We start from the raw sequence: 23,908 nt of genomic DNA, 5'->3' as shown, positions 1-23,908 counted from the left end.
TGCTCCCATGGGGCGGAGTCTCGCGAATATGCCCAGCGTATCGCCGGGGATCCGCTCGGGGCCGTCCGTACGTGTGAACGGGAGCGCGGTGTTGACCCGGGGCTCAGTGCGGGTGGGGCATGGGGGTGGTGGTCTTCGGGCAGGTCAGGGCCGGGTTCCAGTTGTGGAAGCGGCCCGCCGGGTTGTCCCGGTACGCCCACAGGTGGAGGTCGTAGTGCTTGGGCATCCCCGCCCAGTGGCCCGGCATCGGGCCGTCGAAGGGCAGGCCGAACATGGTCGGGCGGTCGTCGGTGGTCTTGAAGTCCTGGTCCCGGTCCTTGGACATCCACTCCACGGCCTCCAGCTTGCGGCGGCCGTGCTCGTCCTTCGCGGTGCTGTAGAGCAGCGCCGCCGGCTTGCTGGGGTCCGTCGAACCCCAGTAGGCCTCCTTGACGTAGTGGTAGCCCATGGCGCCGACCCCGAACGGGTTGGTCATGCAGGCCTCGCCGTGCGGCACGTACCCGTCCTTCAGGGCCTGCTGCTCGTCCCCGTACTTGGCCGTCACCCGGATGGCCGTCGCCATGTCCCGCATGGCCCGGGCGTTCCTCGGGTCGGGCGCCGGCCCGTCGACGCCGTGGGCGGGGGCGACGGCGGTCAGGCCGAGGGTTATGGCGACGGCACAGGTCAGGAAGGCCTTGCGGGTACCGAGGGACATCGGGGCTCCTGCCGTTCGGGAGGTGGCTTTCGTCCACCATCCGGGCGGCGTGCCGGGGCTGCACGCGGCGGGGCTCCGAACGGGGGTCGCCGGCCGATCCTTCAGGCCGGACGGGTGGTTCCCGCGCGTTCGGCCCCTCCGGCGTTTGAGCGGGGCTACGGGCGGGTGGCGTAGGCGCGGACGTCCGCGTCGGGGTCGGGGTCGGTGGCGGCCGTGGCCAGGGCCGCGGAAGCGGCCGGGTCGAGGCGGTGGGCGCGCAGGGAGAGGACCGCCGCCTTGCGGACGTCCGCGTTGGGGTCGGAGAGGGCGGAGACGGCCCGCGCCGTGTGGCCGCCGGTGGTGGCGAGGGAGGTCAGCGCCGCCGCCCGGACCAGCGGGTCGGGGTCCGACAGGAGCGGGGCCAAGGCGGAGCCGGCCCGCAGGATGCCCAGGGCCTTGGCCACGGCCACCCGTACCTCCCGCGAGGAATCCCCGGCGGCGCGGGCCAGCGGGGCCTCCGCGTCCACCGAGACCAGTGCCCGTACCGCCTGGATGCGGACGTCCACGTCGGCGTCCCGCAGGGACCGCTCGTACAGGACGGGCTCCCCGAGCCGCAGGACCCGTAGGGCTTCGAGCGCCGCCGACCGGCCCGCCGGATCCGCCACGCGACCAGCGGGACACACTCTCCTCTTGGCCCTTCCACCAGCTGGGACAGCACCTTCGGTACAAAGCCCGGCGGGCCGGGGTGCCGTTCCTGGAAGTGGATCCGGCCTGCACCTCGCAGCACTGCCCGCGCTGCGGGCACACCGAGCGCGCCAACCGGCCCACTCGGGACCAATTTCAGTGTCGTCGGTGCGGCCTTGCTGGGCCCGCCGATGTCGTCGCCGGGGTCAACGTGTCGGCGGCGAGGGTGTCCTCCAGGGGGAGGACGCCGGTGGGGTAGCCGCCCGCCAGGATCTGGTGCCGCAGCAGGTCGGCGAGCTGTCGCGCCTGGTCCGCGCGCAGCCGCCGGCGGCGCGCGGCGGCGACCGGGACGGTGTGTTCGCGGGTGCGTTCGGCTGGCATGGCACGGAACATACCGACGGGGCCTGGCCGGTGGAGTTGCCGCAGTGTTGCGCCACCCGCGGGTGCCGGCGTACGGCTACGACCTGCGCAAACGGCGGGGTGGCGGATAGATCCGCCACCCCGCCGTCAGCGGTCGTCCCGCGATGCGGACTACAGGGTGCCCACGATGCGGCCGGTGACCTCGCCGAGGCCCACGCGGGTGCCGTCGGCGCCCGGGGCCCACGCGGTGAGCGTGACGGTGTCCCCGTCCTCCAGGAAGGTGCGCTTGCCGTCGGCGAGCTCGATGGCGTCGCGGCCGTTCCAGGTGAGCTCCAGCAGCGAGCCGCGCTGGCCGGTCTCCGGGCCGCTGACCGTGCCCGAGCCGTAGACGTCGCCGGTGCGCAGGGAGGCGCCGTTGACGGTCATGTGGGCGAGCTGCTGGGCGGCGGTCCAGTACATCGAGGCGAACGGCGGCTGCGCGACCTCCTGCCCGTTGATGGAGACGGTGATCCGCAGGTCGAAGCCGCCGGGGCGGTCCGCGGCGGAGTCCTCCAGGTAGGGCAGCAGCGGGAAGTCCCGGGTGGGCGGCGCGACGCGGGCCGCGTCCAGGGCCTCCAGCGGGGTGACCCAGGCGGAGACGGAGGTGGCGAAGGACTTGCCGAGGAAGGGGCCGAGCGGCACGTACTCCCAGGCCTGGATGTCGCGCGCGGACCAGTCGTTGAGGAGGAACAGCCCGAAGACGTGCTCCTCGAAGTCGCCGAGGGCCACGGGGCGGCCCTGCTCCGAGGGGGTGCCGACGACGAAGCCGACCTCGGCCTCGATGTCGAGCTTCACGGACGGCCCGAAGACGGGCGCCGGGTCGGCGGGGGCCTTGCGCTGGCCGCTCGGGCGGACGACGTCCGTGCCGGAGACCACGATGGTTCCGGCCCGGCCGTGGTAACCGATGGGCAGGTGCTTCCAGTTGGGGGTCAGCGCGTCCCCGTCCGGCCGGAAGATCTTGCCGACGTTCGTGGCGTGGTGCTCGCTCGCGTAGAAGTCGACGTAGTCGGCGACCTCGTACGGGAGGTGCAGCACGACGTCTTCGAGCGGCAGCAGGTGCGGTTCCACGGAGGGCCGGTGGCCGGGGTCGGTGACCCAGGCGGTCAGCGCGCGGCGCACGTCCTTCCACGCGGTGCGGCCCGCGGCGAGCAGCGGGTTGAGCGAGGGCTGCCCGAGCAGTCCGGCGTACGGGGATCCGAGCGCGGCCGCGGCCGCCCCGGCGTCGAGCACGTATCCGCCGATGCGCACGCCGATGCGGCGCCGCTCGTCCCCGGCGGTGGAGAACACGCCGTAAGGGAGGTTGTGCGGCCCGAACGGGTCGCCCTCGGGGAGGTCGAGAGGGCTCTGCTGGGGCATGGGGTGCTGCCTCGCTTTCGACGCGGCCCGGGGGTGTCCCGGGAGCTGGTTGACACGTTACGGGGCTGGTGGGGCGTGCGGGAGGCCGGATTCGGGCACTATTTGTAGGACTTGTCCGAGGGGGTCCGTATCCTTGACACGTGACTTCCGCCCTCCCCTATGCACTCGTGGCCACCGACCTGGACGGGACTCTGCTGCGCGCCGGAGACACCGTCTCGGCCCGCTCCCACACGGCCCTCGCCGCCGCCCGCGCGGCCGGCGCCCGGCACATCATCGTGACAGGCCGCCCCGTCCCACAGGTGCGCCACGTCCTGGACGGGCTCGGCTACGCGGGACTCGCGGTGTGCGGGCAGGGAGCGCAGGTCTACGACGCGTCGGCCGGTCTCCTGCTGCACTCCGTGGCCCTGGACCGGGAACTGGCCGAAGTCGCCCTCGGGAAGATCGAGGCGGAGGTCGGGGAGGTCTACGCGGCGGTCAACCAGGAGGGCCTCGACGCGGAGATGCTGATAGGGCCGGGCTACCGGATGTGGCACCCGCACCTCCCGGTGGTGGCGGTGGCCCGGCGCTGCGACCTCTGGACCTCCCCCATCAACAAGGTCCTGCTCCAGCACCCCCGCCTCTCCGACGACGAGCTGACGGAGATCGCCCGGGGCGTGGTCGGGGACCTGGTCAACGTCACCATGGCGGGGGAGCACACGGTCGAGCTCCAGCCCCCGGGCATCGACAAGGCGAGCGGCCTCGCCGTGGCGGCGGAACTCCTGGACGTCACCGGGTCCTCCACGATCGCCTTCGGCGACATGCCGAACGACATCCCGATGTTCGCCTGGGCGGCGCACGGCGTCGCGATGGCGGGCGCACACCGGGAACTGCTGGCCGTCGCGGACGAGGTCACCCTCTCGAATGAGGCGGACGGGATCGCGGTGGTCCTGGAGCGGCTCTTCGCCTAGGAGGCGCCTGCCGACCGGGGGGCGGCCGGCCGTTGCTAGGGTGCGCGTCGATGGGCATCCAGGAACGCGACCGCAAGGTGTACCGGCCCCTGCGCAGGGCCGGCCTCCAGGTGCTCCCGGACGCGGTGCCGGCGGGCACGATGCCGTACGTCGTCGGATACCGCGAAGAGGACGTGACGGGCAGCTTCTCGCACCGCTACGACACCCCGCGGCTGGTCGAACGGCTCAACGCCGACTGGTACGACCTCGCGGAGTCCTCGGGGTTGTTCGACGATCGGCGCGAGTTCCTCCTACAGCTCCCGCAGGGCACCCGTACGCACCGGGCAGCCCTGCACCACATGCACTTCGGCAACGGGTCGGCGCCGTCGCTCTGGACCCGGGTCCGGCTCCTCGACCGCTGGGACGTCATGGGCCGGGGCGCCGAGTCGGCTTTCCTCGGCGTGCACTCGGGTCACCCGGGCTTCGCGATGATGGCCCTGGACAGCAGCGTCTACATCAGCTGCTCGACGGGTGAGATGGGCATCGACGTGCTCGCCGTGGGCCGCCCGGACCGCTCGGAGAGCGTCCTGCACCACCTGGAACAATGGGCGCGCAACGCCTCCCCCTACGCCAACCGTGAGTCCACGCAGCGCATCGCCGCCTGGCTCGCCGACCGGCCGGGGAGCCAGGCGGGCCCCTGACAACGCCCCGGCACTGGACACGTTCCGCACGGTGCGGCCACGATGGCCCCGCACGAGGGGGCTCGCGGTCGCCGACGAAGGCAACCGGACCGACGGCCCGTGGCGCACGTACGTACGCCACCCGGACCCGCGCTGAGCGAGTCCGCTCCGGGACACCCGCGGGAATCCGCCGAACCCGCCCCGTGCGTAGTGTCGCTCCGCGCCGGGGGTCCCTCGCAGCGGTGGGACGTCATCAACGGCTTGTGACCTGCCAGGTGTGGCCGCCGGGGTGGGCGAGGTACTGCCCGCAGCCCTCGCCGCAGCCGGTCGTCGGGCAGTCGGGGAGCGCGAGGACCGCGTCCCCGGGCCAGCGGGCCCAAAGCGCGGTCCCGGGGGCCGGGCCCTCGTGGAGCACGTCCATGTGCGGGCCGGTGTGCCGCTCCAGGGAGCACCGCAGCTCCGGTCCGGCGTCGAGTATCCGGCGGAGTGCCGGCAGCCGTGCCAGCGCGTCGAGGTGTACGGCTGACAGCGCCCCGGAGGCACCGCACGCGCCGGTCACGTGATCCCGCCCCGGGCCGCGGCGAACGCCAGGCAGCCGGTCCAGGCGACCGCCCCCAGCGTCACGGTCACCGCAGCGGCTTCGTCGGCCGTACGGGATTCCAGCAGGCCGCGCAGGGCCCGTACGGCGGCCCGCCGCGCCAGGGCCGCGTCCAGCCGCGCGCGGAACCGGGCCCGGCGGGCGGGGTCCGACTCGATCCGCCGCGGCTCCAGCTCCGCGAGCGGGCTCTCGCTCACAGCAGCCCTTCACTGCTCTGCGCGTTGCGCCGGGCCGTCTCCGCCCGGAGCCGCTCCATCGGGTCGGCGGGCCGGACGCAGCGAGGCTCCGCCTCCCACTCCGGCCCGCCCCGCACGGGCCGCAGCGCCCAATAGGGGCCGGCGAGGCCCCGGAACTCCCCGACCAGGTCGTCGCGGCTCGTGTCCACCACGAGGGTTCCGGGGGCGGGAGTAGGGGGAATGGGCATTCCACACATGGCCGTTCCTCTCCGTAGTGGATTCACTACTCGGTGAGTTCAGCGTGGCGCGGCCGTGGGGACGTTTCAACTTGCCAGTACGGAACGGAAAGTTGGTCACGAGGCTGTGAATCGCAAGGAGTTGAACCCCGAGGAAGGTCCCGAAGCGGCCTTCGGGGCGCGTCTGCGCAGCTCACGGGAGGAGCGCGGCTGGACGCAGGAAAGTCTCGGGGAACGGATGGGCTTCTCCGCCACGCACATCTCGGCGGTGGAAACCGGGCGCAAGATTTCGACTCTGCGCTTCGCGCGCAGTGCGGACGTGGTCTTCGGGATCGCGGGAACCGAGGACACGTTCGAACGGCAGTGGCGCGAGATCCGGCACGGGGTCCTGCTGGAGGGATTCCCCGAGTTCCTCGGGTATGAGAGCCGGGCCGTGGAGATCCGGCTCTACGAGGTGGGCGTCATACCTGGACTGCTCCAGACGCCGGAGTACGCGACGGTGCTTGCCGAGAGCGGGGTCAAGCGGGGCGCCAGCACCCCGGAACAGGCGGCCGAGCGTGTCGCGATCGTCGCGGACCGGCAGGCCGTTCTGGTCCGGACCCCTCCGCCGCTGATCCTCGCGGTGCTCGACGAGAGCTGCATCCGTCGGCCCCTCGGCGGACCGGACGTCATGCGGGACCAGTTCACACGCCTGCTCGAATTCGCGGAACTACCGAACACCGTGCTCCAGATCGCACCGTTCGAGATGGGGGAGCTGAGGCCGTTCGATCTGCCCGTCACCGTACTGACCTTGCCGGATCGGTCGATCTTGTCCTACGCAGAATCCGCCCAACGGGGCCACCTGGAGCGGGATATCAACTCGGTGGTGCCCATCCTGACGGCCTACCATCAGCTCCAGGCCGAGGCATGCACCCAGGCGGCAGCTGTGGCCATGATCGATCAGCTAAGAAAGGGCACGTCGTGACGACCGAATCCCCCCGCTGGTTCACGTCCTCCTACAGCAACAACGGTGGCCAGTGCGTCGAGGTGGCCACCAACCTCGTCGCCTCGCGCGGTGTCGTGCCGGTCCGCGACTCCAAGCTCTCGGCCAGCCCCGTGCTGGATATTCCCGCTGCCGCGTTCGCGGTCTTCCTGGACGGCGTGAAGGCCGTCTGACTTCGAGAAGGGGCACCCAGTGACAACCGAATCCCCCCGCTGGTTCACGTCCTCCTACAGCGACAACGGCGGCGCGTGCGTCGAGGTCGCCACCAACCTCGTCGGCGCGCGCGGCATCGTGCCCGTCCGCGACTCCAAGCTGGCCGACAGCCCCGTGCTGGACGTTCCCGCCGCCGCCTTCGCGGCTTTCGTGGACGGCGTCAAGGCCGTCTGACCGTCAGGCCGGGCCCCGGGCGGCCAGCCCCGGGGCCCCGACCCGGCTACCCCGCCGTCCGGGGCAGGCGGCGTTCCCACGTGCGGTGGAAGAGGACCTCGTCGCCCTCGCGGCACACCACCTCGTTCGACGTCAGGAAGCCGCCCTCGTCGCACGAGATCTCCGAGCGGGTCACCACCGAGACGTCCCAGCCCAGCTCCGGGCGGTGCAGCCGGACCGTCCAGGTGGAGTGGGTGCGGGCGGACAAGGGGTCCGACTCCTGGATCTCGTAGATCTCCAGCGCGTCCTCGCTGAACTCCAGCCCGTCGGGGTAGACCCGGGTGCCGCCGTAGCGCGGGTCCACTTCCAGGCGCCACAGGCCGCGCGCGACGTCCCGTACGACCAGCCGTTCCGGGCGAGGGGCGTCCAGGGTCTCCGGGTACGAGACGCCCAGCGGCTCCGACTGTTCCGGGGCCTCGAAGAGGATCGGTTCCTCATCGGAGGACGGGTCACGGATCGGGAGTTCCACCGCGCTGCCCGCCGGGTCCAGGGTCCAGCCCGCCTCCGAGCCGGCGCGGGGCCAGATCCACGGCCAGTAGGCCGAGGAGAGGGCGACGCGGATCCGGTGTCCCGGTGGGAAGGAGTGGCCGATGCCGTTCAGCTCGAAGGCCACGTCCTCGTACGAGCCCACCGGCCACGGCACCGCCTTGTCCCGGCCCTGGCGTGCGGAGAGGTTCAGCGCGCCGCGGGTGACCAGCGTCGAGGAGCCGTCCGGGGCCACGTCGCAGAGGCGGGCCACGACCTGGCCGTACGGGACGTCCATGCGCAGGCGCAGGCGGACCACCGGGCGGCCCAGGATCTCCACCGGGCCGGAGCCGTTCCCGACGGGGAACTCGAAGCAGGCCGACTTCGCGTCCTCCTCGCGCTGGTCCGGCGGCAGATCGGCGTCGTTGCCGAAGGGGAAGAAGCGGCCCGCGTCCAGGCCCGTGTGCTGGGGGGAAGAGACGACCACCGGGGCGCCCTGGAAGGCGTAGGTGACGGGGTCCACGTTCGGCGACGGCCAGGACGGGTCGCCCACCCAGCGGCCCGGCAGCGTCGGGTAGGTGGTCGCCGGCGGGTGCGACTCGGAGATCCAGGAGCGGAGCAGGGGTTCGGACATGACCCCGGTGTCCTTGCCCTTGAGCCAGTGGTCCCACCAGCGCAGGGTCTCCTGGAGGAAGCCGATCGCGGGGCCCGGGGGCAGTCCCCGGTCGGGGTACTGGTGCGACCAGGGGCCGATCAGGCCGCGGACCCGGTCGGCGGGCAGGGCCGAGACCAGGCGGAGCACCGTGTCGCGGTACGGGTCGTGCCAGCCGCCGACCGCCAGGACGGCCGCGCCGATCGCGCCGTAGTTCTCGCAGACGGAGCCGTGGCGCCAGTACGCGTCGCGGGTCTGGTGGGAGAGCCAGGTGTGGACGAGGGGTTCGACGGAGCCCAGGCGCGACAGCCACTGGTCGCGCCAGCCCTCGCCCGCGTAGAGCGGGTCCGGGGGGCGGGAGGCGAAGGCGAGCATGGTCGCCGCCCACGCGTGCATGTCGACGGCGAGGACGGAGCCGCCCATGTAGTGGACGTCGTTGTCGAAGCGGTCGTCCGTGGAGCAGACGGTGACCACGGCCTTCAACGCCTCGGGGGCGAGCGCCGCGATCTGGAGGCTGTTGAAGCCGCCCCAGGAGATCCCGAACATGCCCACGGACCCCGTGCACCAGGGCTGGGCCGCCAGCCATTCGACGACCGCTACGCCGTCGGCGAGTTCCTGGGCGTCGTACTCGTCGCCCGGGTTTCCGCCGCTGTTGCCGTGGCCGCGCACGTCCACCCGTACGGAGGCGTAGCCGTGGCCCGCGTACCAGGGGTGGCGCTGCCAGTCGCGCGGGGCGGTCCAGTCGGTGAGGCGGTACGGGAGGTACTCCAGCAGCGCCGGGACGGGCTCGTCGGTGACCGGCCGCCAGATGCGGGCGTACAGCTCGGTGCCGTCCGGGAGGGGGATCCGGACGTCCTCGTGGGTGGTCCCGTAGGGGAAATCGGTACGGATGATCATCGAGGGTCTCTCGCCCATCTCCTCGGAGGGTCAGCGGACAGCGGGACGGTCAGTGGGCAACGGACGGTCAGTGCACCGGGTGCATCGTGCGCTTGAGCCACGGGGCGGCCGCGATCACTGCGAGCCCCACCGCCACCGCGATGGCGCCGTTGACGCCGAAGTAGGCGGGGTGGGAGACCTGGTCGTAGAGCTTGACCACCTGCGCCTGGATGCCGTTGGCCAGGGCCAGGGACAGGAACCACAGGGCCATGGTCTGGCTGGCGAAGGCCTTCGGGGCGAGCTTCGTGGTGGCCGACATGCCGGAGGTCTCGAGGAGGATGTCGCCGAGTCCGAGCAGCAGGTAGGAGCCGATGATCCACCAGGCGGCCATCTTGTACGTGTCGCCCGAGTGCCCCGAGGTCGGGATGACCATCAGGAGGAAGGACAGGCCGCCCAGGATCACGCCGATGGCGATCTTGTTGGAGGCGTGCGGCTGCTTGTGCCCCATCCGGACCCACAGCGCGGCGACGACCGGCGCCAGCAGCACCTCGAACGCGCCGAGCGCGGAGGCGTACCAGCCGGCCGGGAAGGTGAAGCCGAGGATCTCGGTACGGGCGTTCGTCGAGGCGAGCAGCATCATCGTCGAGTACGCCTGGAAGAGGATGAAGTTGAAGGCCACCGAGGCCAGGAAGAGCACGACGTACGGGCGCAGGCGCCCCCGTTCGGCGGCCGTCACCCGGTCGCTGCGGAACATGATCGCGAAGTAGACGATCGGCGCGATCACCGAGACCAGGGTGAGCAGGTCGACGAACCGGCCCATCGTCAGCCAGCCCAGTACCGCCAGAAGAGTGGCGAGGGCGGCGAAGACGAGGATCCCGGCAATGATCTTGATCACGGCCGAGCGCATCGCGTCGGGCGCGAGCGCGAACTCCGCGGAGTGCTTGCGCCCCGCCAGGTGGCGGCGGCCGGCCACGTACTGGATCAGGCCCGCGGTCATGCCGATCGCGGCGGCCGAGAAGCCCCAGTGCCAGCCCTCGTGCTCACCGAGCCAGGCGGTGATCAGGGGGCCGGCGAAGGCGCCGATGTTGATGCCCATGTAGTAGAGGGCGAAGCCGGCGTCGCGCCGGTCGTCGTCCGTCTTGTAGAGCTTGCCGACCATGCTCGCCACGTTCGGCTTCAGCAGGCCGGTGCCGGCGCTGATCAGGCCGAGGCCCACCCAGGTCATGGCGGCGGTCGGCACGGCCATGGCGTAATGGCCGCAGGCGATCAGGATGCCGCCCCAGAGCACGGCGCGGTACGAACCGAGGATCCGGTCGGCGAGCCACCCGCCGGCGACGGAGACGAGGTAGACCATGGTCCCGTAGGCCGCCGAGACGGAGGCCGCGGTGCCCGGGTTCATCCCCAGGCCGCCGTTGGCCACCGCGTCCGCGAAGTAGAGGACGAGGATGGCCTGCATGCCCAGGAACGAGAAGCGCTCCCAGACCTCCAGCCCGGAGAGCGTGGCCAGGCCCCTGGGGTGCCCGAGGAAGGCGTGGTCGTCGCCGGGAGGCGGCTGGTCGGCCTCCGGGTCGGACGAGTCGTCTCTATCGGTAGCAGTTCTGGACAAAACGCATTCTCCGGTTGTTTCGGCTGCTCTCGAACATACCGGGGCGCATGGGGCGCCGCCCGGCCGGTAGGGTGCCGGTGGCCGGGCGGGCGCCCTGGGTGATCGAAAACAGACCGGATACGCTGGCTTGAGTGATGGCAGCGACACATCGACAATCCGTGTGATCGTCAAGGTGATCGTCAGCAGACAGGAGTACCCCTCGTGACCGTCGTCGGGCCGTTCGGACTGAGCGTGCGGGACCAGGCTCTTGAGACCGATGTCCAGGCCGGACTGGCCGCCGTCGAGGCGGGTCTGCTGGAAGCCACCAAGAGTGAAGTCCCCTTCATCACCGAGGCCGCGCAGCACCTGGTCCGCGCCGGCGGCAAGCGGTTCCGGCCGCTCCTGGTGATGCTGGCCTCCCGGTTCGGCGATCCCTACGCGCCGGGGATCGTCCCCTCCGCCGTGGTCGTGGAGCTCACCCACCTGGCGACGCTCTACCACGACGACGTCATGGACGAGGCGGACGTGCGCCGCGGCGTGGAGAGCTCCAACGCCCGCTGGGGCAACTCCGTGGCCGTCCTGACGGGTGACTTCCTGTTCGCCCGCGCCTCACACATCCTGGCGGACCTCGGCCCCGAGGCCGTACGGGTCCAGGCCGAGGCGTTCGAGCGCCTGGTGACGGGCCAGATCCTGGAGACCGCGGGCCCGCGCGACGGCCGCGACCCGGTCGAGCACTACCTCGACGTCATCGCCGGCAAGACCGGTTCGCTGATCGCGGTCTCCGGCCGCTTCGGCGCGATGATGTCCGGCGCCGACGAGTCGGTCATCGACATCCTGACCCAGTACGGAGAGCGGCTCGGCACCGCCTTCCAGCTCGCCGACGACGTCCTCGACATCGCCTCCGACTCGCACGAGTCCGGCAAGACCCCCGGCACCGACCTGCGCGAGGGCATCCCGACGCTGCCGGTCCTGCGGCTGCGGGAGATGGCGGCCCAGGGCGGCGACCCCGACGACCTGGAGCTCGTACGGCTCCTGGACGGCGATCTGACGGACGACGCCCGGCACGCCGACGTGCTCGCCCGGCTGCGGGTCCACCCGGCCCTGGAGCAGGCCCGCAAGGACACCGTGCGGTACGCGGAGGAGGCGCGGGCCACGCTGGCCCCGCTGCCCGAGTGCTTCGCGAAGTCGGCGCTGGTGGAGCTGTGCGACGCCGTGGTCCACCGCGCGGGCTGACCGGCGGGACGCGACACCGGACATCAGGGGCGAGGGCCCGGCGACCCCTACGGGTGGGGGAGGCCGGGCCCTCGTCGTGTCATCCCTGGGGCGTACGCACAGTTGGCTCCGGGGGCTGACGCCCCGACCCCCTCTTCTTTGGTCAGATAGAGGCACATCCCCACCAGATCGGGTGAGAGTGGCGGCGAGGGGTGGACGTGGTCGCGGTTGTGGGCCACATCAAGACGGGTAGGTCGCCGCCGTACACACAGAGGTAGGGCAGACAGACATGGGAACGAACGCAAAGACCCGCAAGGCCGCTCGGTACGCCGTACCGGTCGCGGTGTTCGGTGTGGTCGCCGGCACGATCGCGATGGTCCCGGCCTTCGCGAACGCCGGTGGACCGGACCTTCCGAAGGTCACGGCCCAGCAGCTCATCGAGAAGATCGCGGCCTCGGACGTACAGCAGCTGTCCGGCAGCGCCAAGATCAGCACGGACCTGGGGCTGCCGAGCCTTCCGGCCGGCCTGCTGGGCGGCGGTGGCGGCGTGACCGGCGGCTCCGCGGACCCGCAGGACAAGCTCGCCCAGCTGGCGAGCGGCACCCACACCTTCCGGGTGGCCGCCGACGGCCCCGACCGCCAGAAGCTCACCTTCGTGGACGGCAAGGACGAGTACAGCCTCGTCCACAACGGCGACGACGTCTGGGGATACGACTCCAAGTCGAAGGAGGTCTTCCACGAGAAGGCGCCCACCGACGCGACGGACGCCGGCAAGAGCGCCGAGCGCAAGGCGGGCGACGGCCTCCCGGCCTCTCCGCAGGAGATCGCCCAGGAGGTCCTGAAGGCCGCCGGACCCACCACCGGCATCACCGTCGGGGACACGGCCCAGGTGGCCGGCCGCGACGCCTACCAGCTGGTCCTGAAGCCGAAGGGGACCGGTTCGACGGTTTCCTCGGTGAAGATCGCGGTGGACGCGAAGAACGGCGTGCCGCTGCGCGTGCAGGTGCTCTCCACCGACGGCGGCAAGCCGATCGTGGACGCCGGCTTCACGAAGGTGGACTTCTCCAAGCCCTCCGCCGACACCTTCGCCTTCACCCCGCCCAAGGACGCCAAGGTGACCGAGGGCGCGGCCGGCGAGCACGGCAAGGGCGAGGGCAAGGGTGCCGACAAGGGCCTGGACGCGCTCGAAGCCATCCCCGGCCTGGGCGGCCTGACCGGCGGCGCCGACGGCGCCAAGGGCGAGCCGAAGGTCCTCGGCGAGGGCTGGACCTCGATCGCCCGGATCGAGACCGGCGCGAGCAACACCCTCAAGGGCCTGGACGACGCCGCCAAGGACAAGAACGCGCCCAAGGGGGCCGCTCAGTTCCTCGACTCGCTCGGCGAGAAGGTCTCCGGGAAGTTCGGCGAGGGCCGCGTCCTGAAGACCCGCGTGGTCAACGCGCTGATCACGGACGACGGCAAGGTCTACGTCGGCGCGGTCACCAAGGCCGAGCTGGTGAAGGCGGCCGACGCCAACAAGTAGCCGACGCCGACAAGCAACCGGTAGAGGCACCCAAGGGTGGGCGGGGGACTGTGTCCCTGCCCACCCTTGTGCCGTTCCGGCCCTGCGTACAGCAGCCCCGCTGTACCGTGAAAAGCATGTCGAGACACGTCACCATCCGCCTGGAAGAAGAGTTCCACGAACGCCTGAAGGCGCGAGCGGCGGCCCTGGGCACGACGGTCACCGCGCTGATCACCGAAGTCACGGAACGCGAGCTCGACGAGGACCGGAAGAACTTCCTGTCCGGGATAGAGGAGTTCGCCGACCACTGGGGCTACTTCCAGGAGCGGTTCGGGCATTGAAGATCACCATGGAGTGGGCCTGGACGGCCCTGGCCCACCATCTCCCGTCCGATCCCGCCGTGTGGGATCCCTCCGGAGTGGCCGCCGCCGTGGCCCGGCACCAGAACGACCTCATCCTGGTCCCCGAGCAGCCCGCCCCGGACACCGCGTGGCGGGCCGCGGCGTTTCTGCACACGCTCGCGGTGTGCCCGGCGCTCGAATCCCCGATGAACGAGTTCTACGCCGCCGCCGCCACCCGCTCGTACCTGCGGGTCGCCGGGGCCAAGCAGCTGCCGTCGCCGGAGGAACTCGGCGATCTGGTGGAGGCCGCGAAGCTGGGGCACGCCGATGTCGCCGCGGTCGCGGAGGAACTGCGGGCCCGGATCCAGGAGCCGCTGTCGGCCTCGCTACGGGGCCTCGCGCAGGACACGTAGGACGCGCAGCACCATCGGGGCCTCGTCCGGGTGCAGCCGCAGCTCGGTGGCCCCGTCCGCGGAGCGGAACGCGACGCTGATCCCGTCGGCGGAGGCGGCCTCCAGGGGCGGGAACTCCGCCGTGCGCGCAGCGCCCGTACGCCCCTTCGCGCGCCAGCGGACCGGCCCGACCGGCCGTGCCGACCCGCCGGGCGGCAGTTCCAGCAGGCCTTCGGCCCAGGTTCCCCCGGTCAGTTCGCGATCGCGCAGATCGCAGGGGACGAGGACGGTACGGCCCTGCGCGTGGTCGGCGAGCCGCGCCAGCCGGCGGCGCCTGCGCACGAGCACTGCGGGGTTGAGGGCCGAGATGGCCTGGGCCAGCAGGGTGAGGAGTGCAGCGAGGAGCTCCGGCATGATCCGATCAGATCACACCGGAGCTCCAAAGGACTAGACCACTCGGGGGCTGGTTCCCTAGAAGGTGATCTTCCAGCTGTTGATGTAGCCGACGTCCTGCGCTGCCGCGTCCTTGACCCGGAGGTTCCAGACGCCGTTGGCCACCTCGGAGGAGGCGTTGACCGTGACGGACTTGACGATGTTGTCCGCGCTGCCGCCGGTGCGGTTGTGCAGGTTGTACACGCTGCCGTCGGGGGCGATGAGGTCGACCACCAGGTCACCGATGTAGGGGTGGACGATGTTCACGTCGACCTTGGTGGTGGCCGGCGCGTTGCCCGTGACGCCCGAGACCGTGATCGGCGAGTTCACCGCGGCGGCGGCGTCCGGGATGTTCACGTCGGCGGTGTTCTCGAAGGACGGGCCCGGCGGGACCGGGGTGGCTGCCCCGAGGTTCCAGATCGCGTAGGCGATGGCGTCGGAGTTGCGGTCCAGGGCGGTGTCGTTGATGTTCGCCGTGGTGTCGCAGGAGGAGTGGTAGCACCGGTCGAAGGCCTGACCGGAGGTGCCGCCCCACTTCGCGGCCTGGGCCGCCGTCTTGGTGTAGTCGGCGCCCGAGAACAGGCCGCCGACCGGGATCCCGGCGCTCTTGAACGGGGCGTGGTCGGACCGGCCGTCGCCCTCGGTCTCGATCTCGGTGGAGACGCCGATGCCCGTGTAGTAGTTCTTGAAGGTCTGCTCGATGGTCGGGTCGTCGTCGTAGACGAAGTAGCCCGGGTTCGGCGAGCCGATCATGTCGAAGTTCAGGTAGCCGGAGATCTTCGACTTCTCCGCGGCCGGCAGGTTGTTGACGTAGTACTTCGAGCCGATCATGCCCAGCTCCTCCGCGCCCCACCAGCCGAAGCGCAGGTGCTTCGTGGGCTGGAGCTGCGCGCGGGAGACGGCGAGCGCCGTCTCCAGGATGCCGGCCGAACCGGACCCGTTGTCGTTGATGCCGGGGCCCGCGTTGACCGAGTCCAGGTGCGAGCCCGACATCAGGACCGAGTTGGGGTCGCCGCCCGGCCAGTCGGCGATCAGGTTGTAGCCGGTGGCGCCGCTGGAGGTGAAGGTCTGCAGGGTGGTCGTGAAACCGGCCGCGTCCAGCTTGGCCTTCACGTAGTCGATCGAGGCCTTGTAGCCGGCCTTGCCGTGGGCGCGGTTGCCGCCGTTGGCGGTGGCTATGGACTGCAGCTGCGTCAAGTGCGCCTTGACGTTGGCCAGCGGGATGTCGGGCGGCGTGGGCGCGGCGGCGACCGAGGTCGGCGTGGCGAGCGCGGCGGGGGCGGTGGCGGAGAGGAGGCCGGCGACCGCGAGGGCGGTCACGGCGGCCAGACGCCGGGAGACGGACAGGCTCATGTGGGGGCTCCGGGATTCCGTACTGGGGATGTGTGCGGAAACGTGCGGGGTGGAACAAGTGAGCAACGTGCGTCAGTGCGAGCCTGATGGTCGGCGAGGACATGACAGTCCGTCAAGACCTGAATCCGGTCACACCCGTTCGGAAAGCGGACGGAGCGGCCCGTGGGGCCGGGGCGGGAGCACACTGGGGGGATGAACGTGAACGAAGAGACCCGTGCGGCGGTCGTCGAGGCCCAGTGGGCCGGCACGCGGCGGGCCTGGGCGGACAAGCTGGAGCGCCTCGGCTCCGAGGACTGGCGCACCGGCACCATCGAGGTGCTGGAGGCGGCCTACGAGGACCCGATCCTGCGGCAGCTGTACCCGTACACGAGCCATGGCCACGTGAACTTCAGCAGCACCACCCGCTTCCCCTACGAGGTGGCGGTCCCCTTCGTGATCCCGCTGCCCGACGGACGGTTCCGCGTCATGCGGCGCGATCCCTCCGCGGAGCTCGGCGAGGTGGCCACGGCCGGGGAGGCCGTGACCCTGGTGGTCACGCACGTACCGCCCCGCCTCCGGCTCGCCGCCACGGGGCTGCCGATGGAGGCGTAGGCCGCCCGGGGGTCCGGCGGAGCGCAGGCCGCCCCGGGTCCGGCGGACACGCGGACGGGCGCGTCCGAAGACGCGCCCGTCGGTGCTGGTGGCCCTGGCCCCGGCTCCGGCCCTACGCGGTCTCGCGCGCCGGGGCCGGGGTCGGGAGCGGGGTCGGGAGCGGAGCCGCCAGCGGCGCCGTCAGGCCGTCGAGGCGCAGGGCGCGGGAGCGGTGGGCGGTGCGCAGGGCGTCCCAGGTGAGGATCGACAGGGCGACCCAGACCAGGGAGAAACCGGCCCAGCGCGCGGCCGGCATGGCCTCGTGGAAGTACAGGACGCCGAGGCCGAACTGGAAGACCGGGGCCATGTACTGGAGCAGCCCGAGGGTGGACAGCGGGACCCGGATCGCGGCGGCGCCGAAGCAGATCAGCGGGATCGCCGTGACCAGCCCGGCCGAGGCCAGCAGGGCGGCGTGGCCCGGGCCCTGCGCGGTGAAGGTGGACTCGCCGCGCGAGCCGAGCCACAGCAGGTAGCCGAGGGCGGGCAGGAACATGATCACGGTCTCGGCGGTCAGCGATTCCAGGCCGCCCATGCCGAGCTGCTTCTTGATCAGCCCGTACAGGGCGAAGGAGAAGGCCAGGATCAGCGAGATCCACGGCGGCCGCCCGTACCCGACGGCGAGGACCAGCACGGCCGCGACGGCGATGCCGACCGCCGCCCACTGCGTGCGGCGCAGGCGCTCGCCGAGCACCAGGACGCCGAGCGCGATGGTGACCAGGGGGTTGATGAAGTAGCCGAGGCTCGCCTCGACGACCGCGCCGTTGTTGACCGACCAGATGTACACGCCCCAGTTCACGGTGACCAGGGCGGCGGCCACCGCCGTGAGGGCGAGCTTGCGCGGCTGGCGCAGCAGCTCGGAGACCCATCCCCAGCGGCGCAGGGCCAGCAGCGCCACGCCGACCACGGCCAGGGACCACACCATGCGGTGGGCGAGGATCTCGATCGCTCCGGCGGGCTGGAGGAGCGGCCAGAAGAGGGGCACGATCCCCCACATCCCGTACGAGGCGAAGCCGTAGAGCAACCCCGTGCGCTGGTCGTTCTGTGCCTTCACGGGACCTCCAGAGCTACTTCAAGCCAACCTGACGACGGTAGCGCCGTACACGCGGAAAGTCATTAGTCTCAGGCGAGATGCTCATGACACCTGTCCGTGGCGCCTGTCCGTGACACCTGGGTGGCGGCCCGGCGGCCGGGACGCGGCGGCCGGGACGCGACGAAGCCCGGACCCTCCTTGCGGATCCGGGCTTCGGTGCGCTTCGCCGGGCGCCGTACGGCCGACTAGCCGACGACGGTCCAGGTGTCGTTCCCGCTCAGCAGCGCGCCCAGGTCGCCCTTGCCGCCGCGGTCCACGGCCGTCTCCAGCTGGTCGGCCATGAGCGTGTCGTAGACGGGCCGGCGCACGTTGCGGAACACCCCGATGGGCGTCTGGTGCAGCGTGTCGGGGTCGGCCAGCCGGGACAGCGCGAACGCGTTGGTCGGGGAGGCCGAGGAGGCGTCGTGGACCAGGATCCGGGACTCGTTCTCCGCGGTCACCGTCACGACCTCCAGGTCACCGGTGGCCACGTTGCGCACGACGCCCTTGGCGCCCGCCACTCCGAAGCGGATCGGCTGCCCGTGCTCCAGGCGGATCACGGCCTCCTGGGCCTGCTCGTGGTCCTTGAGGACCTCGAAGGCGCCGTCGTTGAAGATGTTGCAGTTCTGGTAGATCTCCACCAGCGCCGTGCCCTCGTGGGCGGCCGCCGCGCGCAGCACCTCGGTGAGGTGCTTGCGGTCGGAGTCGACCGTACGGGCCACGAAGGAGGCCTCCGCGCCGATCGCGAGCGAGACCGGGTTGAAGGGGGCGTCGAGCGAGCCCATCGGGGTCGACTTGGTGATCTTGCCGACCTCGGAGGTGGGGGAGTACTGCCCCTTGGTCAGCCCGTAGATCCGGTTGTTGAACAGCAGGATCTTGAGGTTGACGTTGCGCCGCAGGGCGTGGATCAGGTGGTTTCCGCCGATGGAGAGCGCGTCGCCGTCACCGGTGACCACCCAGACCGACAGGTCGCGGCGCGAGGTCGCGAGCCCGGTGGCGATGGCCGGGGCGCGGCCGTGGATCGAGTGCATCCCGTAGGTGTCCATGTAGTACGGGAAGCGCGAGGAGCAGCCGATGCCCGAGACGAAGACGATGTTCTCCTTCGCCAGTCCCAGCTCCGGCATGAAGCCCTGGACGGCGGCGAGCACCGCGTAGTCGCCGCAGCCGGGGCACCAGCGGACCTCCTGGTCCGACTTGAAGTCCTTCATCGACTGCTTGGCGGCCGCCTTGGGCACCAGCGAGAGCAGGGTGGGGCTGTCGGTCACCTCAGTCATTGATGGCCTCCTTGAGATGGTTGGCGAGCTGCTCGGCCTTGAACGGCATGCCGTTCACCTGGTTGTACGACTGTGCGTCGACCAGGTACTTCGCCCTCAGGAGGGTCGCGAGCTGCCCGAGGTTCATCTCCGGCACCACTACCTTGTCGTAACGCTTCAGGACCTCGCCCAGATTCCTCGGGAACGGGTTGAGGTGGCGCAGGTGGGCCTGCGCGATGGGCAGCCCGGCGAGCCGCAGCCGGCGTACGGCGGCCGTGATCGGCCCGTACGTCGAACCCCAGCCGATCACCAGGGTCCGCGCGCCGTCCGGGTCGTCGACCTCCAGGTCGGGGACGAGGATGCCGTCGATCTTGGCCTGGCGGGTGCGGACCATGAACTCGTGGTTCGCCGGGTCGTACGAGATGTTGCCCGTGCCGTCCTGCTTCTCGATGCCGCCGATCCGGTGCTCCAGCCCCGGCGTGCCCGGGACCGCCCAGGGGCGGGCCAGGGTCTGCGGATCGCGCTTGTACGGCCAGAAGACCTCGGTGCCGTCCGCGAGCTCGTGGTTGGGGCCGGAGGCGAACTGGACCTTGAGGTCCGGCAGGTCCGCCACGTCCGGGATCCGCCAGGGCTCGGAGCCGTTGGCGAGGTACCCGTCGGAGAGCAGGAACACCGGGGTCCGGTAGGTCAGCGCGATCCGGGCCGCGTCCAGCGCGGCGTCGAAGCAGTCCGCCGGGGTGCGCGGGGCCACGATCGGCACCGGCGCCTCGCCGTTGCGCCCGTACATGGCCTGGAGCAGGTCGGCCTGCTCCGTCTTGGTCGGCAGACCGGTCGAGGGGCCGCCGCGCTGGATGTCCACGATCAGCAGCGGCAGCTCCAGGGAGACCGCGAGGCCGATCGTCTCGGACTTCAGCGCCACGCCCGGGCCCGAGGTGGTGGTCACGCCGAGCGCGCCGCCGAAGGCCGCGCCCAGCGCCGCGCCGATGCCGGCGATCTCGTCCTCGGCCTGGAAGGTGCGTACGCCGAAGTTCTTGTGCTTCGACAGCTCGTGCAGGATGTCCGAGGCCGGGGTGATCGGGTACGAGCCCAGGTAGATCGGCAGATCGGCCTGCTGGCCGGCTGCGATCAGGCCGTAGGACAGGGCCAGGTTCCCGGAGATGTTGCGGTAGGTGCCGGTCGGGAAGGCGCGGGTGGCCGGGGCCACCTCGTAGGAGACGGCGAAGTCCTCGGTGGTCTCGCCGAAGTTCCAGCCCGCCCGGAAGGCGGCGACGTTCGCCTCCGCGATCTGCGGCTTCTTCGCGAACTTCTGCCGCAGGAACTTCTCGGTGCCCTCGGTGGGCCGGTGGTACATCCAGGACAGCAGCCCGAGCGCGAACATGTTCTTGCTGCGCTCGGCCTCCTTGCGGGAGAGCCCGAACTCCTTCAGCGCCTCGACCGTGAGGGTGGTCAGCGGCACCGGGTGGACGTTGTAGGCGTCCAGGGAGCCGTCTTCCAGCGGGGAGGTCTCGTAGCCGACCTTGGCCATCGGGCGCTTGGTGAACTCGTCGGTGTTGACGATGATCTCCGCGCCGCGCGGCACGTCCGCGATGTTCGCCTTCAGCGCCGCCGGGTTCATCGCCACCAGGACGTTCGGGGCGTCGCCCGGCGTCAGGATGTCGTGGTCGGCGAAGTGCAGCTGGAAGGACGACACACCGGGGAGGGTGCCGGCGGGCGCCCTGATCTCGGCCGGGAAGTTCGGCAGCGTCGAGAGGTCGTTGCCGAAGGAGGCGGTTTCCGAGGTGAAACGGTCACCGGTGAGCTGCATGCCGTCACCGGAGTCACCCGCGAAGCGGATGATCACCCGATCGAGTTGGCGCACTTCCTTCGACGCGGCGTCGCCCGGGCCCGCGGGGCCCGTGTGGCCCTCAGGAACCGCGTGGCCCGCATGGCCCGCGGGTTCGCCGTTCGGGCCCGGGGACGTCCGCTGCTCGCCGACGACTGCGCCTTCGGCCCCGTCGGACTGTTCGGCTGGGCTACTAACCTGGCTGGTCACTGAACTGGACCTCCTTCGAGGCGTGAGCACTGCCCGAGTTCCACCCTACGACCGTAGGGATCGCTTCCCCGGGCTGCTCATTTTCTGGACCGCCCCTTCGGCGGTCTGTCCGAATCCGGCCTTACCTGACAGAGTGTCAGTTGATCAAGATCTTAGGTAGGTGAGAACGGCCAGCACGCGCCGGTGATCCCCGTCACTGGGCGACAGGCCCAGCTTCATGAAGATGTTGCTGACGTGCTTCTCCACCGCGCCGTCGCTCACCACCAGCTGCTTGGCCACCGCGGAATTGGTCCGCCCCTCGGCCATCAGCCCGAGCACCTCGCGCTCGCGCGGGGTCAGCCCCGCCAGCACGTCCTGCTTGCGGCTGCGGCCGAGCAGCTGCGCCACGACCTCCGGGTCCAGGGCGGTGCCGCCCCGGGCCACGCGGACGACGGCGTCGAGGAACTCGCGCACATCGGCCACCCGGTCCTTCAGCAGGTACCCCACCCCGGTACTGGAGCCGGCCAGCAGCTCGGTGGCGTACTGCTCCTCCACGTACTGGGACAGCACGAGCACACCTATCCCGGGGTGATCGCGCCGCAGCCGCACGGCCGCCCGTACGCCCTCGTCGGTGTGCGTCGGCGGCATCCGCACATCGGCCACCACCACGTCCGGCAACGCGTTCTCCGCCGCCAGCTCCGCCACCGTCTTGATCAGGGCTTCCGCGTCCCCGACGCCCGCGACGACGTCATGCCCCCGGTCGGTCAGCAACCGGGTCAGGCCCTCACGCAGCAGCACTGAATCCTCGGCGATGACCACCCGCACCCTGTCTTCCACGACTTCGCTGCTCCCGCGTTCGCTCAAACCCCGTGTTCGCTGACTCAGCCAAGCATCCCAGTCTTGAGCCCGGATATAGCCGGAGCGCGATCAACGCGTACGCCCGGACCGGCTGTTTCCGGCCCCTGGAGGCCCCTCGGCGCCCCCGGCCCGGAAAGTCGGGCCTTTGGCCCCCGGGCGCGACGGGACGAAGGGCACGGGGTCGGGGCCGGTCGGGGAGCCGGGGGGTGGGGGGGCATGCGACGGCACGGACACCCACGTACGGGGCATCCGTGCGGTCGCCGGTCGATCGGCAGGGGTGCGGGGTCAGACGGCGGTCCGCCAGGGGAGCTCCGCGGTGACGGTCGTGCCGCCACCGGCGGGGGAGTCCACGACCAGCACCCCGTCCACGGCGTCGAGCCGCTCGGCCAGCCCGGCCAGCCCGGAACCGGCGACGGCTCCGGACCCGGATCCGCCGCCCACTGCGTCGCCCACTCCTGCTCCCACTCCCACTCCCACTCCTGCTCCGCCCACGCCGTCGTCGGCGACCTGGATCAGCAGCCGCTCGCCGGACTTCCACACGTCGACCCCGGCCGTACGGGCCCTCGCGTGCTTGCTCACGTTCTGCAGCAGCTCGGAGACCGTGAAGTACGCGATCCCCTCGATCGCCGCCGCCGGCCGCGAGGGCAGATCCACCGCCACCCGTACGGGCACCGCGCAGCGGGAGGCCACCGAGGACAGCGCCGCGTCCAGCCCCCGGTCGGTCAGGACCGCCGGGTGGATCCCGCGGGCGAGGTCCCGCAGCTCCTGGAGGGCGATCTTCACTTCCCCGTGCGCCTCGTCCACCATCTGCGCGGCGGCCCGCGGGTCCCGCGCCAGCTTCTCCTTCGCCAGCCCCAGATCCATGGCCAGCGCCACCAGCCGGGCCTGCGCCCCGTCGTGCAGATCGCGCTCGATGCGCCGCAGGTCCGCCGCGGCGGTGTCGACCATGACGCCCCGGTCCGACTCCAGTTCGCTGACCCGGTTCGCGAGCCGCGACGGCCCGAGCAGCCCGGAGACGAGCACCCGGTCGACGGTGGTCAGGGCGCGGACCACCCAGGGGGTGGCGAGCGTGAGGGCGAGCCCGGTCGCGCAGGTCGCCACGATCGCGAGGGGGGAGTCCAGGTAGAAGGTGTAGGTGTCGCCGTTCTGGAAGAGCTCCAGCCCCGGCTGATCGGTGAACGCCGGGAAGACCCAGAACCAGAGCGGGTACAGCAGCATGGCCCACCCGTAGGCCCAGAACGTCAGGGCCACGCAGAAGGCGAACACCGCCCACGGGAAGTGGATCACCGAGTACAGCACGTGCCGCCAGGCGCTCCCGCTCTTGAGCAGCGCGGCCATCCCGGCGATCGCCCCGCCCTTCGCCGCCCGGATCGGAGCCGGCTCGGCGATGTCGTGGCCGAGCAGTCCGCGCACCCGGGCCCGCTCCACGCGCCCGAACCCGCGGCACATGGCCAGCACCCCCGCCAGCACCGGAACTCCGAGGAAGGTGACGAGCAGTCCGGCGCCGAGGCTGACGCCGGTGATGGCGAGCGAGAAGTACAGCGTGCTGAGCGGCAGCCCGAGCATCAGGTACCCGAACTCCCGCCAGGCCCGCCCCTCGAAGGGAGCCCGCACCACCCTGCCGAACGAACTACCGCCCGCTTCACTGCTACCCATGTCGCCGACCCGCCCTTCCTCCACTGTGTCCCCCAACCCTCCCGCGCCCCGTCCCCCCAAACCATCCGGCAGGTAGGCCTCTCCCCGGGGGGTTAACCCCACCCCTGGACCGGACCCGCGGCCGGCACCAGGGGTGGCCCCGGCCTGGCCCCACCCCGGCCCCCCCCAGCCCCAATGCGGATGCTGCTCCAACACGGCGAGTCGGTCCCCGGCCTTCGCCCTGGCCCCCGGCCCTGGTCCCGGCCCCCGGCCCTGGCCCCGGCTCGGCCCGGCCGCCCGTTCCCTGGGCTCCGCCCAGCCCCGGGCCTCAAACGCCGACGGGGCTGGATCGCCCTGAGGACGATCCAGCCCCTGCCCGACACACCCGCCCCCGGAGGGCCGCACCCGGGCGCCACCGCCGACCAAACCGAGCCCCGCCGGCCGCCGCACCTGCGCGCTCACGCGGCCCGAATCCACCTCCACGAGCCCGCACCCGGGCGCTACCGC

At 71.6% G+C, this 23,908-nt stretch carries 25 protein-coding genes and 2 pseudogenes; 11 read left to right on the top strand and 16 right to left on the bottom strand.

Features of this window, described 5'->3' with window-relative positions:
• Positions 1 to 103 precede the first annotated feature (103 nt).
• Both OG730_RS17755 and OG730_RS17750 read right to left on the bottom strand, forming a co-directional pair.
• Positions 104 to 694 (bottom strand): hypothetical protein, encoded by a 591-nt coding sequence (locus tag OG730_RS17755; protein WP_327305148.1) that lies wholly within the window; start codon positions 692 to 694, stop codon positions 104 to 106.
• Positions 695 to 849: 155 nt separating this feature from the next.
• A pseudogene (locus OG730_RS17750) lies at positions 850 to 1,332 on the bottom strand (HEAT repeat domain-containing protein); the annotation flags it as partial.
• A gap of 86 nt (positions 1,333 to 1,418) precedes the next feature.
• On the opposite strand from OG730_RS17750, the gene OG730_RS17745 reads away from it, so the two are divergent.
• On the top strand, positions 1,419 to 1,616 hold the full coding sequence (locus tag OG730_RS17745) for a zinc ribbon domain-containing protein (protein WP_327305147.1): 198 nt from the start codon (positions 1,419 to 1,421) through the stop codon (positions 1,614 to 1,616).
• Here OG730_RS17745 and OG730_RS17740 read toward each other — a convergent pair.
• Together OG730_RS17740 and fahA are read right to left on the bottom strand one after the other, a co-directional pair.
• Positions 1,571 to 1,738, bottom strand: a pseudogene (locus OG730_RS17740) (GntR family transcriptional regulator); the annotation flags it as partial. The gene OG730_RS17745 and the pseudogene OG730_RS17740 sit on opposite strands and share 46 nt — an antisense overlap.
• Before the next feature lie 150 nt (positions 1,739 to 1,888).
• Positions 1,889 to 3,112 carry a fumarylacetoacetase gene (fahA, locus tag OG730_RS17735; RefSeq protein WP_327305146.1) on the bottom strand — a complete coding sequence of 408 codons (1,224 nt, stop codon included), beginning with the start codon at positions 3,110 to 3,112 and terminating at the stop codon, positions 1,889 to 1,891.
• Positions 3,113 to 3,252: 140 nt separating this feature from the next.
• Between fahA and OG730_RS17730 the strand changes: the two genes are divergently transcribed.
• On the top strand, positions 3,253 to 4,059 hold the full coding sequence (locus OG730_RS17730) for a Cof-type HAD-IIB family hydrolase (RefSeq protein WP_327305145.1): 807 nt from the start codon (positions 3,253 to 3,255) through the stop codon (positions 4,057 to 4,059).
• Between the two features lie 50 nt (positions 4,060 to 4,109).
• Entirely contained in the window at positions 4,110 to 4,739 is a 630-nt protein-coding gene (locus OG730_RS17725) for a hypothetical protein (protein ID WP_327305144.1), read from the top strand.
• Positions 4,740 to 4,971: 232 nt separating this feature from the next.
• Here the strand turns inward: OG730_RS17725 and OG730_RS17720 are convergent, their stop codons facing one another.
• The 3 genes from OG730_RS17720 to OG730_RS17710 are packed head-to-tail and all read right to left on the bottom strand — an operon-like array spanning position 4,972 to position 5,740.
• Positions 4,972 to 5,277 (bottom strand): hypothetical protein, encoded by a 306-nt coding sequence (locus OG730_RS17720; RefSeq protein WP_327305143.1) that lies wholly within the window; start codon positions 5,275 to 5,277, stop codon positions 4,972 to 4,974.
• On the bottom strand, positions 5,274 to 5,513 hold the full coding sequence (locus tag OG730_RS17715; protein WP_327305142.1) for a hypothetical protein: 240 nt from the start codon (positions 5,511 to 5,513) through the stop codon (positions 5,274 to 5,276). Before OG730_RS17715 ends, OG730_RS17720 begins: the two co-directional genes overlap by 4 nt.
• Positions 5,510 to 5,740 carry a hypothetical protein gene (locus tag OG730_RS17710; RefSeq protein ID WP_327305141.1) on the bottom strand — a complete coding sequence of 77 codons (231 nt, stop codon included), beginning with the start codon at positions 5,738 to 5,740 and terminating at the stop codon, positions 5,510 to 5,512. Before OG730_RS17710 ends, OG730_RS17715 begins: the two co-directional genes overlap by 4 nt.
• Before the next feature lie 115 nt (positions 5,741 to 5,855).
• On the opposite strand from OG730_RS17710, the gene OG730_RS17705 reads away from it, so the two are divergent.
• The 3 genes from OG730_RS17705 to OG730_RS17695 are packed head-to-tail and all read left to right on the top strand — an operon-like array spanning position 5,856 to position 7,097.
• Positions 5,856 to 6,692, top strand: coding sequence for a helix-turn-helix domain-containing protein (locus OG730_RS17705; protein ID WP_327305140.1), 837 nt, complete (start codon positions 5,856 to 5,858; stop codon positions 6,690 to 6,692).
• On the top strand, positions 6,689 to 6,883 hold the full coding sequence (locus OG730_RS17700) for a DUF397 domain-containing protein (protein WP_327305139.1): 195 nt from the start codon (positions 6,689 to 6,691) through the stop codon (positions 6,881 to 6,883). Before OG730_RS17705 ends, OG730_RS17700 begins: the two co-directional genes overlap by 4 nt.
• Before the next feature lie 19 nt (positions 6,884 to 6,902).
• Positions 6,903 to 7,097: a DUF397 domain-containing protein gene (locus OG730_RS17695; protein ID WP_327305138.1), complete on the top strand. Its 195-nt coding sequence runs from the start codon at positions 6,903 to 6,905 to the stop codon at positions 7,095 to 7,097.
• A 46-nt stretch (positions 7,098 to 7,143) separates the two neighbouring features.
• On the opposite strand, the gene OG730_RS17690 is transcribed toward OG730_RS17695, so the two are convergent.
• Together OG730_RS17690 and OG730_RS17685 are read right to left on the bottom strand one after the other, a co-directional pair.
• Positions 7,144 to 9,150, bottom strand: coding sequence for a CocE/NonD family hydrolase (locus OG730_RS17690; protein ID WP_327309309.1), 2,007 nt, complete (start codon positions 9,148 to 9,150; stop codon positions 7,144 to 7,146).
• A gap of 67 nt (positions 9,151 to 9,217) precedes the next feature.
• Positions 9,218 to 10,735 carry a peptide MFS transporter gene (locus tag OG730_RS17685; protein ID WP_327305137.1) on the bottom strand — a complete coding sequence of 506 codons (1,518 nt, stop codon included), beginning with the start codon at positions 10,733 to 10,735 and terminating at the stop codon, positions 9,218 to 9,220.
• A gap of 201 nt (positions 10,736 to 10,936) precedes the next feature.
• Here OG730_RS17685 and OG730_RS17680 point away from each other — a divergent pair, with 201 nt between their 5' ends.
• The 4 genes from OG730_RS17680 (at position 10,937) to OG730_RS17665 (ending at position 14,181) form a co-directional block, all read left to right on the top strand.
• The gene (locus OG730_RS17680) at positions 10,937 to 11,947 is read left to right on the top strand and encodes a polyprenyl synthetase family protein (RefSeq protein WP_327305136.1); all 1,011 of its coding nucleotides are present in this window, start codon (positions 10,937 to 10,939) and stop codon (positions 11,945 to 11,947) included.
• A gap of 268 nt (positions 11,948 to 12,215) precedes the next feature.
• Positions 12,216 to 13,448, top strand: coding sequence for a LolA family protein (locus OG730_RS17675; RefSeq protein ID WP_327305135.1), 1,233 nt, complete (start codon positions 12,216 to 12,218; stop codon positions 13,446 to 13,448).
• Between the two features lie 116 nt (positions 13,449 to 13,564).
• Positions 13,565 to 13,768, top strand: a complete 204-nt coding sequence (locus OG730_RS17670; protein ID WP_239516343.1) for a ribbon-helix-helix domain-containing protein — start codon at positions 13,565 to 13,567, stop codon at positions 13,766 to 13,768.
• Positions 13,765 to 14,181 (top strand): hypothetical protein, encoded by a 417-nt coding sequence (locus OG730_RS17665; RefSeq protein ID WP_327305134.1) that lies wholly within the window; start codon positions 13,765 to 13,767, stop codon positions 14,179 to 14,181. The genes OG730_RS17670 and OG730_RS17665 overlap by 4 nt, the downstream gene beginning before the upstream one ends.
• Here OG730_RS17665 and OG730_RS17660 read toward each other — a convergent pair.
• Both OG730_RS17660 and OG730_RS17655 read right to left on the bottom strand, forming a co-directional pair.
• Complete coding sequence (locus tag OG730_RS17660) at positions 14,155 to 14,574, bottom strand: hypothetical protein (protein WP_327305133.1); 420 nt, start codon at positions 14,572 to 14,574, stop codon at positions 14,155 to 14,157. The two genes, OG730_RS17665 and OG730_RS17660, sit on opposite strands and share 27 nt — an antisense overlap.
• 57 nt (positions 14,575 to 14,631) lie before the next feature.
• On the bottom strand, positions 14,632 to 15,945 hold the full coding sequence (locus tag OG730_RS17655) for a M28 family metallopeptidase (RefSeq protein WP_327305132.1): 1,314 nt from the start codon (positions 15,943 to 15,945) through the stop codon (positions 14,632 to 14,634).
• Between the two features lie 192 nt (positions 15,946 to 16,137).
• Here OG730_RS17655 and OG730_RS17650 point away from each other — a divergent pair, with 192 nt between their 5' ends.
• Positions 16,138 to 16,536 carry a DUF6193 family natural product biosynthesis protein gene (locus OG730_RS17650; protein WP_327305131.1) on the top strand — a complete coding sequence of 133 codons (399 nt, stop codon included), beginning with the start codon at positions 16,138 to 16,140 and terminating at the stop codon, positions 16,534 to 16,536.
• A 112-nt stretch (positions 16,537 to 16,648) separates the two neighbouring features.
• Here the strand turns inward: OG730_RS17650 and rarD are convergent, their stop codons facing one another.
• The 5 genes from rarD to OG730_RS17625 all read right to left on the bottom strand — a co-directional run bounded on the left by rarD (position 16,649) and on the right by OG730_RS17625 (position 23,422).
• Positions 16,649 to 17,626 carry an EamA family transporter RarD gene (gene rarD, locus OG730_RS17645; protein ID WP_327305130.1) on the bottom strand — a complete coding sequence of 326 codons (978 nt, stop codon included), beginning with the start codon at positions 17,624 to 17,626 and terminating at the stop codon, positions 16,649 to 16,651.
• 224 nt (positions 17,627 to 17,850) lie between these two features.
• The gene (locus OG730_RS17640) at positions 17,851 to 18,918 is read right to left on the bottom strand and encodes a 2-oxoacid:ferredoxin oxidoreductase subunit beta (protein ID WP_327305129.1); all 1,068 of its coding nucleotides are present in this window, start codon (positions 18,916 to 18,918) and stop codon (positions 17,851 to 17,853) included.
• Complete coding sequence (locus OG730_RS17635; protein WP_327305128.1) at positions 18,911 to 20,929, bottom strand: 2-oxoacid:acceptor oxidoreductase subunit alpha; 2,019 nt, start codon at positions 20,927 to 20,929, stop codon at positions 18,911 to 18,913. Before OG730_RS17635 ends, OG730_RS17640 begins: the two co-directional genes overlap by 8 nt.
• Before the next feature lie 144 nt (positions 20,930 to 21,073).
• Complete coding sequence (locus tag OG730_RS17630) at positions 21,074 to 21,733, bottom strand: response regulator transcription factor (RefSeq protein ID WP_308313410.1); 660 nt, start codon at positions 21,731 to 21,733, stop codon at positions 21,074 to 21,076.
• A 318-nt stretch (positions 21,734 to 22,051) separates the two neighbouring features.
• On the bottom strand, positions 22,052 to 23,422 hold the full coding sequence (locus OG730_RS17625; RefSeq protein WP_327305127.1) for a sensor histidine kinase: 1,371 nt from the start codon (positions 23,420 to 23,422) through the stop codon (positions 22,052 to 22,054).
• Between the last annotated feature and the right edge of the window lie 486 nt (positions 23,423 to 23,908).

The organism is Streptomyces sp. NBC_01298 (assembly GCF_035978755.1).
Lineage (GTDB): Bacteria > Actinomycetota > Actinomycetes > Streptomycetales > Streptomycetaceae > Streptomyces.
This window is presented reverse-complemented; position numbering and strand designations above follow the sequence as displayed.